Source organism: Bacillus sp. mrc49 (assembly GCF_002803435.1).
In genome coordinates, this window is record NZ_PHNG01000713.1 from 1 (window position 1) to 10,763 (window position 10,763).

General features: G+C 48.7%; 7 protein-coding genes, 21 tRNA genes and 2 rRNA genes. 28 read left to right on the forward strand and 2 right to left on the reverse strand.

Going from position 1 to position 10,763, the window contains the following annotated elements:
• From CVN76_RS20070 to CVN76_RS20180, 23 genes are all read left to right on the forward strand, one after another.
• Positions 1 to 365, forward strand: a 23S ribosomal RNA gene (locus tag CVN76_RS20070); the annotation flags it as partial.
• A gap of 120 nt (positions 366 to 485) precedes the next feature.
• Positions 486 to 601, forward strand: a 5S ribosomal RNA gene (gene rrf / locus CVN76_RS20075).
• A gap of 10 nt (positions 602 to 611) precedes the next feature.
• A tRNA-Val gene (locus CVN76_RS20080) sits at positions 612 to 687 on the forward strand.
• A gap of 10 nt (positions 688 to 697) precedes the next feature.
• Positions 698 to 773, forward strand: a tRNA-Thr gene (locus CVN76_RS20085).
• A 21-nt stretch (positions 774 to 794) separates the two neighbouring features.
• Positions 795 to 870: transfer RNA gene (locus CVN76_RS20090), tRNA-Lys, on the forward strand.
• Between the two features lie 8 nt (positions 871 to 878).
• Positions 879 to 960, forward strand: a tRNA-Leu gene (locus tag CVN76_RS20095).
• Between the two features lie 8 nt (positions 961 to 968).
• Positions 969 to 1,043, forward strand: a tRNA-Gly gene (locus CVN76_RS20100).
• Between the two features lie 12 nt (positions 1,044 to 1,055).
• Positions 1,056 to 1,144: transfer RNA gene (locus tag CVN76_RS20105), tRNA-Leu, on the forward strand.
• A 10-nt stretch (positions 1,145 to 1,154) separates the two neighbouring features.
• Positions 1,155 to 1,231, forward strand: a tRNA-Arg gene (locus CVN76_RS20110).
• A 9-nt stretch (positions 1,232 to 1,240) separates the two neighbouring features.
• A tRNA-Pro gene (locus CVN76_RS20115) sits at positions 1,241 to 1,317 on the forward strand.
• 17 nt (positions 1,318 to 1,334) lie between these two features.
• Positions 1,335 to 1,410, forward strand: a tRNA-Ala gene (locus CVN76_RS20120).
• Positions 1,411 to 1,438: 28 nt separating this feature from the next.
• Positions 1,439 to 1,515, forward strand: a tRNA-Met gene (locus tag CVN76_RS20125).
• A gap of 10 nt (positions 1,516 to 1,525) precedes the next feature.
• A tRNA-Ile gene (locus tag CVN76_RS20130) sits at positions 1,526 to 1,602 on the forward strand.
• A gap of 22 nt (positions 1,603 to 1,624) precedes the next feature.
• Positions 1,625 to 1,717, forward strand: a tRNA-Ser gene (locus CVN76_RS20135).
• A gap of 102 nt (positions 1,718 to 1,819) precedes the next feature.
• Positions 1,820 to 1,893: transfer RNA gene (locus CVN76_RS20140), tRNA-Met, on the forward strand.
• A 6-nt stretch (positions 1,894 to 1,899) separates the two neighbouring features.
• A tRNA-Asp gene (locus CVN76_RS20145) sits at positions 1,900 to 1,975 on the forward strand.
• Between the two features lie 23 nt (positions 1,976 to 1,998).
• Positions 1,999 to 2,074: transfer RNA gene (locus tag CVN76_RS20150), tRNA-Phe, on the forward strand.
• 29 nt (positions 2,075 to 2,103) lie between these two features.
• Positions 2,104 to 2,179, forward strand: a tRNA-His gene (locus tag CVN76_RS20155).
• Between the two features lie 4 nt (positions 2,180 to 2,183).
• A tRNA-Gly gene (locus tag CVN76_RS20160) sits at positions 2,184 to 2,257 on the forward strand.
• 5 nt (positions 2,258 to 2,262) lie between these two features.
• A tRNA-Ile gene (locus tag CVN76_RS20165) sits at positions 2,263 to 2,339 on the forward strand.
• A gap of 12 nt (positions 2,340 to 2,351) precedes the next feature.
• A tRNA-Asn gene (locus CVN76_RS20170) sits at positions 2,352 to 2,426 on the forward strand.
• A gap of 1 nt (position 2,427) precedes the next feature.
• Positions 2,428 to 2,518, forward strand: a tRNA-Ser gene (locus tag CVN76_RS20175).
• A gap of 3 nt (positions 2,519 to 2,521) precedes the next feature.
• A tRNA-Glu gene (locus tag CVN76_RS20180) sits at positions 2,522 to 2,593 on the forward strand.
• A gap of 45 nt (positions 2,594 to 2,638) precedes the next feature.
• On the opposite strand, the gene CVN76_RS20185 is transcribed toward CVN76_RS20180, so the two are convergent.
• Both CVN76_RS20185 and CVN76_RS20190 read right to left on the reverse strand, forming a co-directional pair.
• On the reverse strand, positions 2,639 to 3,385 hold the full coding sequence (locus CVN76_RS20185; protein ID WP_100532791.1) for a TraR/DksA C4-type zinc finger protein: 747 nt from the start codon (positions 3,383 to 3,385) through the stop codon (positions 2,639 to 2,641).
• Between the two features lie 146 nt (positions 3,386 to 3,531).
• Entirely contained in the window at positions 3,532 to 4,452 is a 921-nt protein-coding gene (locus CVN76_RS20190) for a 1,4-dihydroxy-2-naphthoate polyprenyltransferase (protein ID WP_061142095.1), read from the reverse strand.
• 298 nt (positions 4,453 to 4,750) lie between these two features.
• Between CVN76_RS20190 and CVN76_RS20195 the strand changes: the two genes are divergently transcribed.
• From CVN76_RS20195 to CVN76_RS20215, 5 genes are all read left to right on the forward strand, one after another.
• Complete coding sequence (locus CVN76_RS20195; protein WP_100532792.1) at positions 4,751 to 6,160, forward strand: isochorismate synthase; 1,410 nt, start codon at positions 4,751 to 4,753, stop codon at positions 6,158 to 6,160.
• Entirely contained in the window at positions 6,153 to 7,904 is a 1,752-nt protein-coding gene (gene menD, locus CVN76_RS20200) for a 2-succinyl-5-enolpyruvyl-6-hydroxy-3-cyclohexene-1-carboxylic-acid synthase (protein WP_100532793.1), read from the forward strand. Before CVN76_RS20195 ends, menD begins: the two co-directional genes overlap by 8 nt.
• Positions 7,901 to 8,710: a 2-succinyl-6-hydroxy-2,4-cyclohexadiene-1-carboxylate synthase gene (menH, locus tag CVN76_RS20205; RefSeq protein ID WP_100532794.1), complete on the forward strand. Its 810-nt coding sequence runs from the start codon at positions 7,901 to 7,903 to the stop codon at positions 8,708 to 8,710. Before menD ends, menH begins: the two co-directional genes overlap by 4 nt.
• A gap of 13 nt (positions 8,711 to 8,723) precedes the next feature.
• Positions 8,724 to 9,542 carry a 1,4-dihydroxy-2-naphthoyl-CoA synthase gene (gene menB, locus CVN76_RS20210; RefSeq protein ID WP_061142091.1) on the forward strand — a complete coding sequence of 273 codons (819 nt, stop codon included), beginning with the start codon at positions 8,724 to 8,726 and terminating at the stop codon, positions 9,540 to 9,542.
• Positions 9,543 to 9,626: 84 nt separating this feature from the next.
• Positions 9,627 to 10,763: AMP-binding protein (locus CVN76_RS20215; protein WP_100532795.1), on the forward strand; the 1,137-nt coding region annotated here is incomplete at its 3' end.

Here is a 10,763-nt window from a genome sequence, read left to right on the forward strand (position 1 = left end):
GGTCCCAAGGGTTGGGCTGTTCGCCCATTAAAGCGGTACGCGAGCTGGGTTCAGAACGTCGTGAGACAGTTCGGTCCCTATCCGTCGCGGGCGCAGGAAATTTGAGAGGAGCTGTCCTTAGTACGAGAGGACCGGGATGGACGCACCGCTGGTGTACCAGTTGTCTTGCCAAAGGCATAGCTGGGTAGCTACGTGCGGACGGGATAAGTGCTGAAAGCATCTAAGCATGAAGCCCCCCTCAAGATGAGATTTCCCATGGCGCAAGCTAGTAAGATCCCTGAAAGATGATCAGGTTGATAGGTCAGAGGTGGAAGCGTGGCGACATGTGGAGCTGACTGATACTAATAGATCGAGGACTTAACCAACGCTTCTGAAAAAAATGAAATACCTTCTTATTATCTAGTTTTGAAGGAATGAAAATTTCTTCTTGCATTTTCTCAAAAAGACGTTATAATAATATATGTCTTGAAAAAACGCAAACAATGTTTGGTGACGATAGCGAAGAGGTCACACCCGTTCCCATTCCGAACACGGCAGTTAAGCTCTTCAGCGCCGATGGTAGTTGGGGGTCTCCCCCTGTGAGAGTAGGACGTCGCCAAGCAGTTATATATGGAGGATTAGCTCAGCTGGGAGAGCATCTGCCTTACAAGCAGAGGGTCGGCGGTTCGATCCCGTCATCCTCCACCATTTTACACCTGCCGGTGTAGCTCAACTGGTAGAGCAACTGACTTGTAATCAGTAGGTTGGGGGTTCAAGTCCTCTTGCCGGCACCATTTATTTAGTAGGACAAGCACGAGCCATTAGCTCAGTTGGTAGAGCATCTGACTTTTAATCAGAGGGTCGAAGGTTCGAATCCTTCATGGCTCACCATTTTTCATGCGGGTGTGGCGGAATTGGCAGACGCACCAGACTTAGGATCTGGCGCCGCAAGGCGTGGGGGTTCAAGTCCCTTCACCCGCATCTTTCATGCGGAAGTAGTTCAGTGGTAGAATACAACCTTGCCAAGGTTGGGGTCGCGGGTTCGAATCCCGTCTTCCGCTCCACTTTTCGTATGTGCCGGGGTGGCGGAACTGGCAGACGCACAGGACTTAAAATCCTGCGGTAGGTGACTACCGTACCGGTTCGATTCCGGTCCTCGGCACCATCTTATATATGCGCCCGTAGCTCAATTGGATAGAGCATCTGACTACGAATCAGAAGGTTGTAGGTTCGACTCCCGCCGGGCGCACCATGTTTTTTGCGGGAAGTAGCTCAGCTTGGTAGAGCACTTGGTTTGGGACCAAGGGGTCGCAGGTTCGAATCCTGTCTTCCCGACCACGTGATTTTTAATGAATGGGGCCTTAGCTCAGCTGGGAGAGCGCCTGCCTTGCACGCAGGAGGTCAGCGGTTCGATCCCGCTAGGCTCCACCATTTTTCAATCAGAAACTTATATTATATTGGCGGTGTAGCTCAGCTGGCTAGAGCGTACGGTTCATACCCGTGAGGTCGGGGGTTCGATCCCCTCCGCCGCTACCAATAAATATAAGGACCTTTAGCTCAGCTGGTTAGAGCAGACGGCTCATAACCGTCCGGTCGTAGGTTCGAGTCCTACAAGGTCCACCATATGTATTTTTTCAACAGCCATGGAGGTATACCCAAGTTCGGCTGAAGGGATCGGTCTTGAAAACCGACAGGGGAGTCAAATCCCGCGGGGGTTCGAATCCCTCTACCTCCTCCATTTCTTTAAAAGCAGCAAGTTGTTTTGAAACAACCTTTAATAGAGGAAGCGGAATAAACAATACATACGAAAACTTGATGCTGATCGTTTCATTATTACCGTCGCGGGGTGGAGCAGTCCGGTAGCTCGTCGGGCTCATAACCCGAAGGTCGCAGGTTCAAATCCTGTCCCCGCAATTATTAGGTCCCGTGGTGTAGCGGTTAACATGCCTGCCTGTCACGCAGGAGATCGCGGGTTCGATTCCCGTCGGGACCGCCATTTTTAAAATTTAATACATTTGTGGCTCAGTAGCTCAGTCGGTAGAGCAAAGGACTGAAAATCCTTGTGTCGGCGGTTCGATTCCGTCCTGAGCCACCATTATTGCAAAATCCATGCAATAGATTACGGCGGTTGTGGCGAAGTGGTTAACGCACCTGATTGTGGTTCAGGCATTCGTGGGTTCGATTCCCATCAGTCGCCCCATTTCGCGGGTGTAGTTTAGTGGTAAAACCTCAGCCTTCCAAGCTGATGATGAGGGTTCGATTCCCTTCACCCGCTCCAAATATGGGCCTATAGCTCAGCTGGTTAGAGCGCACGCCTGATAAGCGTGAGGTCGATGGTTCGAGTCCATTTAGGCCCACCATATTCATATTGTTCCGCAGTAGCTCAGTGGTAGAGCATTCGGCTGTTAACCGAACGGTCGTAGGTTCGAGTCCTACCTGCGGAGCCATGGGGAAGTACTCAAGAGGCTGAAGAGGCGCCCCTGCTAAGGGTGTAGGTCGCGCGAGCGGCGCGAGGGTTCAAATCCCTCCTTCTCCGCCATTTGGCCCGTTGGTCAAGCGGTTAAGACACCGCCCTTTCACGGCGGTAACACGGGTTCGAATCCCGTACGGGTCATAACAAAAAAGGAAGCATACATCAGGTATGCTTCTTTTTTTTTGTCTATTTTTTTTCATTGATATAACTATCTTTTTGCTTGTAGGGGATGTCCCCAAGGTTGGAATCGATATGTTCGTCTTCCAATGTATCCTCATATTCCTTTTGCCGCTTGTTCGGCATATCCACTCTATTTTTCCCTTCAATGTCATTTGCGGCAAAGCCTTCGTAGTCTTCAGGGAATCCATTCGTTTCATCTTCGTTATCATAAAGGTCATTGTAATTGTCATGGTCGCCTGTGTAATCGGATGGCGTTTCGGACGTACCGAATTTGGCGACTTCACCAAAGCTATCTTCTTTATCGACTATTTCATTTCCGTGACGGTTTTCAAAATCATCACCCCTGGACGGGATCAGGATGTCTTCTTCAACCGGGCGATCATGTGCATTCGCCCGTTCCGGCGTATGTTCGACACAATAGAGCGTGCTCGGGATGGCTTCAAGCCTCTCGAAAGGGATTTCCTTCTGGCAGGTTTTGCAATGACCATACGAGCCTTCTTCGATGGCATTCAAGGCTTCTTCAATTTTCTCCATTTCCGATTGGGCATGTTCATCGAGTGCTTGATTGCGTTCGGCTTCGAATAATTCGGTGCCAAGGTCGGCAGGATGATTATCATATGAGGATAATTCCCCTACTGATTCCGTCTGGCTCTCAAGTTCAGTTCCTTCATCATTTTGTATCCTTTTTTCAAGCTCCGTTTTTTCCTGGAGCAGTTCCTTTTTGAATGTTTGTATTTGTTGCTGGGTTGGCATATCGACTACACTCCTTCTAAAGTACATATCTATGAACTACTGGTAAGATGCTTGTATTATCTATTACCCGAAATGGCGCATAGGAAAACAAAATGAAACGGAAGATAGAAAAAAGGACTGAGTCGGATGAACTCAGTCCTTTGGGGTTAAATAAAATAGCTGATGAATAAACCGATGGCCATAAGCAGGCCAAAGAAAGTGTTGGTTTGGGCCGTGGCTTTCATTGCCGGCACCATCGTGATCGGCTGCGTTTTACCGACGAAGCCTTTGACTGCTTTCATGGCTTTTGGAATGCTTAGCAGGGCAAGGAGAATCCATGCCGTTACGTTTCCGGTAACGACCAAGCCAACCAGCCATAAGTAAGAAAAGCCAAACATGATGGCCATGAAGGTGAGGGCGTTTTTCCTGCCCATCACGACGGGCATCGTTTTACGGCCGTGAGCTTTATCTCCATCATGGTCACGTAGGTTATTGGATAAGTTGATCAATCCGACCAATATTCCGCTTGGTATGGCAATTAAAATGGCGGTGGCGGACACATAACCTGCTTGAATGTAAAAGGCGATCAAAATGATCAAAAAGCCCATGAACAACCCTGAAAAAAGTTCCCCGAAAGGTGTATAGGAGATGGGCAGCGGGCCTCCTGTATAAAGATAGCCGACAAGCATGCAAACCAGTCCTACTGCAGCAAGCCACCAAGATGATGCGGCACAAATGTAGATTCCAAGTAACAAGGCGATGGCATACATGCCGAGTGCCAGGGTCATGATGAGTTTTGGGGTCATTCCATGGCGTACGATTCCGCCGCCGATGCCGACCGATTCCTCGGTATCCAAGCCCCTTTTGAAATCATAGTATTCATTGAATAAGTTCGTTGCGGCCTGGATCAGGATACTGGCCATCATCATGGCAGCAAATAGCAGCCAATTGACGCCATCTTCCAAAAGCGCAATCACCGTTCCAAGCAAGACCGGGACAAAAGCTGCTGTTAGCGTATGTGGACGAATTAACTCCCACCAAATCTTCCACGTCCGTTTCATGGGAAGTCCGTCGTATTCTGTTTGCATTGTTTCTCTCCTCAAAATCAGTATTGGTACCCTCGAAATTATATCAAATATTGAAAAGTTGCACAAAAGTTACCCTATTAAGTGTAGGGAAATGGGGGAAGGGTGTCAATCGAATGAATAGGGTAATCCGCTTCCAAATTCAAGGATGTCATGCTGCATTCGCCAAGATTCATATAATAAGGAAAAAAGCGGGCAAGTATCGTTGGGAAAAGGGGCGTTTTATTGACATCAGGTTGACGGGAGGTGTATCTTTAAATAGGTTAAAAAGCTTTTAAAATGTACATTTGGGGGGATTTTTTTGGCTATCTCGGAAGAAACTGAACAGTTTCAGGGGCTGGCTTCAGCTATACAAAAGGCGAAGGACTTGAATGATCAAGTTCTATTCAGTCATATTAAGAAAATTCAAGGCACCAACCCCCTTTCATTTTATCAAGCTGGAAGAGAACGGTATGCGGGTGAACGCTTTTTTTGGGAGGATCCTGCAAAGGAAATAACCATCACTGGTTTAGGCAATGTTAAGAAACTCAAAGCGGCAGCGAATGCCGAACGTTATAGAGAAGTCGAAAAGAGCTGGATCAAACTGCAGGAAACTGCTGTCAAAACGGGAGTGACCGATTTAGAAGCGACAGGACCTTTACTGTTTGGGGGCTTTTCTTTTGATTATGAATCTAACAGTAAGCTCCTTTGGAACCAATTCGGGGACAACCTGTTTTATATACCTGCCTTCATGCTATCAATAGTGGGAAAACAAGCTTACTTAACGACAAACTTACTTTGTTCGCCTGATGATTCAGAAAAACTCTTCAGAGATATGATAAATGAACGGGAAGCTTTCCTTTTCGAAAGCTTGGATGGAGCTCCATGCGGACCTAACTCCCTTGTTAGGCAGAGGGAGGTGCAGCCTGAGGAGTGGCAGCGCACGGTCAAGGATGCTGTCGAGGAAATCAAGACGACCGATCTCGATAAGATCGTGTTGGCCAGGGAACTTCGGCTTACCTTCGATCACTCCATCAATTCAGGGAAGGTGCTCGAACGATTGATTGCAGAGCAGCCATTAAGCTATATTTTCAGTTTGGAAGCGGGCGGCGACTGCTTTGTCGGGGCTACTCCCGAACGCTTGATCAAGAAGCAGGGACATGATGTCTTTTCAACCTGTCTTGCCGGTTCGATGGGACGGGGGAAAGATGAGCAAGAAGATGTTACCCTCGGCAATGAATTGCTTCATGACCAAAAGAATTTACAAGAGCACCAATATGTCGTATCGATGATATCCAATGCTTTTGATGCTGTATGTGAAAAGGTCATGGTTCCGGACGGACCGGAGCTGATGAAAAATCGTCATATCCAGCATTTGTATACGCCGGTTCGCGGTGTCGCAAAGGAAGGCGTCACGATATTGCAATTTGTTGAGAACCTCCATCCGACACCTGCCATGGGCGGGCTTCCTAAAGAAAAGGCCGTTATGAGAATTCGGGAAATGGAAGGGCTTGAACGCGGCTTTTATGCGGGGCCGCTGGGCTGGATGGATACGTATGGAAACGGGGAATTCGCTGTAGGGATACGCTCGGCCCTGATACAGGACAATGAGGCATCGCTTTTTGCGGGCTGCGGCGTAGTGGAGGATTCGACTCCCGTGGCAGAGTTCAGGGAAACGGGGATTAAATTCAATCCGATGTTAAGTGCTTTAGGAGGAAATCTTAATGAATGACCGAGATGCATTGACAGCTTATGCTGCTTCATTTGTCGATGAGCTGGCAGAAAACGGGGTGAAGCATGTGGTGGTGAGCCCAGGTTCACGATCCACACCGCTCGCTTTATTGCTGGTGGAACATCCTGATATTGAAATCCATATTAATGTGGATGAGCGTTCGGCCGCTTTTTTTGCCCTTGGGATGGCCAAGGTCTTAAAAGAACCTGTCGGACTTCTTTGTACGTCCGGTACGGCGGCTGCGAATTTTTACCCCGCCGTGATCGAGGCTTTCTATTCAAGGGTGCCGCTTATTGTACTTACTGCAGATCGACCGCATGAGCTCCGTGATGTAGGTGCCCCGCAGGCCATCGATCAGATACATTTATACGGAAGGCAAGTGAAATGGTTTGTCGAAATGGCCCTTCCGGAAAACACCGGTGAGATGATGCGGTATGCAAGAACGGTCGGTGCAAGGGCAGTGGCTACCGCAGCAGCGGAACCAGCAGGGCCAGTGCACTTGAATTTCCCGCTTCGCGAACCTTTGATTCCGAATCTTGAGCAAGCGAAGGAATTCAGGCAAAACAAACTGACTCCTTCCGTAATGATCGAAAGCGGAATTCGCTCACTCTCTGCATCACAAATTGACTCGGTTGCAGCCACTTTGTCACAAGCGAAGCAAGGGCTGATCGTATGCGGGGAATTACCGGACCCAGCGATGAAGGAGGCCGTTGCCGCATTAGCGGAAACGCTTGCTTTTCCGCTATTGGCCGATCCCCTTTCCCAGCTGAGGAGCGGAAGCCACGACAAAAGTGTCATAATTGATGCGTACGATACCTTTTTACGCGATGAAGCGGCAAAATCAGTCTTCAGACCGGACGTGATTGTGCGATTCGGTGCCATGCCTGTTTCAAAACCATTACTGCTATTCATGAAAAAGCAAAAACAGGCCGTCACGCTCGTGGTTGACGGTGGGGCAGGATGGCGCGAACCGGCAGGCTTGGCAACGAACATGATTTACTGTGAAGAGAAAGATTTCTGTCAACGGGTCGGGCAAAGAATCACCGGTACCCCTGAAGATGAATGGCTGCGCTTATGGCAGACCGTCAACGGAGCGACGAAGAATGCATTGGCTTCCGTCCTTGATGAAGCGGAATTAAGTGAAGGCAAGCTGTTCGCCCTGCTTGCTGACATGCTGCCGCAAAAATCCACGCTATTTGTCGGGAATAGTATGCCGATAAGAGACTTGGATACTTTCTTCATGAATAATGAAAAAGGAATCAGGACTTTGGCGAATCGAGGCGCAAATGGCATTGATGGTGTCGTGTCCACTGCGCTGGGGGTAAGTACGGTGGCAGATAAGACCGTGCTGGCAATCGGCGATTTGAGTTTTTTCCATGATATGAATGGCTTGCTTGCAGCCAAGCTGCAAAAGCAGGACATCACGATATTATTGATCAATAATGATGGGGGCGGCATTTTCTCTTTCCTGCCACAGGCGAATGATAGGGAACATTTCGAAACGCTTTTCGGAACGCCCCATGGCCTTGATTTTTCCCATACAGCCATGCTTTACGGCGGTAAATACGACAAAGTGCAAACGTGGGACGAGCTGAAGAGGGTATTTACGGAGTCTTTTGAGATTCAAGGCCTGAAGATCATCGAGGTACCGACCGAAAGGGAGTCCAATTTGCAAAAACATCGAAATTTGTGGAGTTATGTTTCCCAGGAAATAAAATTGGTGTTAGACAGGGAAATATCATGAATATTGTCAGCGGGAATGTCACTTATGCTGTTGAAATAACGGGAAATGGGGAACCGCTCGTACTATTGCATGGATTTACGGGAAATCGGGATACGTGGAATTTCCTCATTCCCATATTGAGTGAGGATCATACGCTGATCATGATTGACATTATCGGTCATGGTATGTCTGCGTCACCCGCCGAGCCGGAACGGTATGAAATGGATCGTGTCGCTGAAGATATCAAGCATATCCTGGATGAGCTGCATTTCCCGAAAGCACATATTCTTGGATACTCGATGGGGGGCAGGCTTGCACTTGCGTTTGCCTGTTTGTATCCTGGATATGTGGAAACATTGATATTGGAAAGCGCGTCTCCCGGCCTTGTAACTGCCAAGGAGCGAGGGACGCGCAGGCAAAACGATCGGGAGCTAGCCGAACGGATTCTTGAATCTGGCCTGGAGGCATTCGTGGACCATTGGGAGAACATCCCGCTTTTTGAAAGCCAAAAACGGTTATCGTCCAAAACGAGGGCTGCCATCCGGAAGCAGCGGCTGGCAAATGACCCTGCCGGCCTTTCCAATAGTCTCCTCGGCATGGGGACAGGCAGCCAGGCTTCCTATTGGGGGAATTTGCAAGCGCTTGATTTTCCTGTCCTGCTGCTGACCGGGGAACTCGATCCCAAGTTTTGTGACATTGCAAAATCGATGGAAGAGAAGCTGGATCGGGCCGAATGGAAAATAATAAATGGTAGTGGACATGCGATTCATGTGGAAGATGGAGAAAAGTTTGGTAAAATAATAAGTGAGTTTTTAAAGCGAAATTAAAGGAGGAATTTAAATGACGATTCAATGGGAAACAATACGTGAGTATGATGAAATTTTATACGAAAAATATAACGGGATTGCGAAAGTGTCGATCAACCGACCGCATGTACATAATGCATTCACGCCAAAAACGACTGCAGAAATGATTGATGCATTCGCAAGGGCACGTGATGATTCAAGCATCGGTGTCATCATCCTAACGGGTGTAGGCGGCAAAGCCTTCTGTTCAGGCGGGGACCAAAAAGTGCGCGGAAATGGCGGATATGTTGGGGAAGATAACATTCCACGTCTAAACGTGCTTGATTTGCAGCGCTTGATCCGCGTGATTCCAAAACCGGTCGTGGCGATGGTGGCAGGTTATGCAATCGGCGGCGGCAATGTCTTGAATGTGGTTTGTGACTTAACGATTGCTGCTGACAATGCGATCTTCGGGCAAACAGGACCGAATGTGGGAAGCTTCGATGCTGGTTATGGCTCTGGCTACCTGGCGCGTATCGTGGGGCATAAAAAGGCCCGTGAAATCTGGTACCTATGCCGTCAATACAATGCACAGGAAGCATTGGATATGGGATTGGTCAATACGGTCGTACCATTGGACCAATTAGAAGCGGAAACAGTGAAATGGTGTGAAGAAATGCTCGAGAAGAGCCCGACTGCGCTTCGCTTCCTGAAAGCGGCAATGAATGCGGATACGGATGGTCTTGCAGGTCTTCAGCAATTGGCTGGTGATGCTACATTACTATACTATACAACGGAAGAAGCAAAAGAAGGCCGCGACGCGTTCAAGGAAAAACGCAGTCCGGACTTTGGACAATTCCCTCGTTTCCCTTAATGGAAGTGCATAAATCGATAAGACGGACAGCTTGGCGAATCGCCGGGCTGTTTTCTATATTTAAATAGAGGAGGGGAACCGACCATGGCAGAAGAAAAGTTGCCAAACTGGCTCAAGAACCGGGCTCATCTTTCACCAGATCGCCCGGCCATCGAGTTTGAAGGTCAGACGTATAGCTTTCTGGAGCTGCATACATTAACGGAGAAAATGGCACGCAGGCTGGCCAGCGCCGGTCTCAAGGCTGGCGATTCATGCGCAGTGCTGCTCCGTAATCATATTGACGGCGTCATCACCATCCATGCCCTATTTTATCTCGGTGTGAAGATCGTGATGCTGAATAATAAATTAACGGCAAAGGAATTGTCGTGGCAGGTCGAGGACAGCGGTGCTTCCTATTTGCTCTCTGAAGGCTCCTTCGCAAGCAAGCTTGATGATATGGCGGGGAATCTTCTTGAGTTGCCCCTTCTTTTTATCGAACAATTGCCAAATGAAAGAACGGCAGAGATCCTTCAGGAGTTTTATCTGGAGGATACCGCTACGATCATGTACACATCGGGCACGACAGGAAATCCAAAGGGTGTGATCCAATCTTTCGGCAATCATTGGTGGAGTGCCGTCGGATCGGTGTTGAACCTTGGATTGCACGAGGGGGATACCTGGTATTGTGCGGTTCCTATCTTTCATATCAGCGGTCTTTCCATCCTGATGAAAAGCGTGATTTATGGGATGAAGGTCGTCTTGGCCGAGCGGTTCGATGAACGGGAAGCGAACAAGGCAATCCAGGAAAATGGCGTGACGATCATTTCGGTCGTGACGACGATGCTTAATAGGATGGTGCATGATTTGAAAGGAGCAAGCTATCCAGACGACTTTCGCTGCATGCTGTTAGGCGGAGGACCTGCGCCCATTCATTTACTGGAAGCCTGCAAGGAAAAAAAAATCCCGGTCTATCAATCATATGGGATGACGGAAACATCTTCTCAGATCGTGACGCTGGCTCCGGAGTACAGCATGACGAAAATCGGTTCGGCAGGAAAACCATTATTTCCTTCGCAGCTACGGATCGAGAAGGATGGCAAGGTGTCCGGACCTGGTGAGGCGGGGGAAATCGTTGTTTCGGGTCCGAATGTGACAAAAGGCTACTTCAACCGGCTGGATGCCACACAGCAGGCGATTAGTGACGGCTGGCTTTATACGGGAGATCTTGGTTACTTGGATGAA

Excerpts from the sequence above, each read along its gene's own strand:
- menD (WP_100532793.1), top strand. The coding sequence starts at position 6,153 with ATGAATGACCGAGATGCATTGACAGCTTATGCTGCTTCATTTGTCGAT.
- CVN76_RS20185 (WP_100532791.1), bottom strand. The coding sequence starts at position 3,385 with ATGCCAACCCAGCAACAAATACAAACATTCAAAAAGGAACTGCTCCAG.
- menH (WP_100532794.1), top strand. The coding sequence starts at position 7,901 with ATGAATATTGTCAGCGGGAATGTCACTTATGCTGTTGAAATAACGGGA.
- menB (WP_061142091.1), top strand. The coding sequence starts at position 8,724 with ATGACGATTCAATGGGAAACAATACGTGAGTATGATGAAATTTTATAC.
- CVN76_RS20190 (WP_061142095.1), bottom strand. The coding sequence starts at position 4,452 with ATGCAAACAGAATACGACGGACTTCCCATGAAACGGACGTGGAAGATT.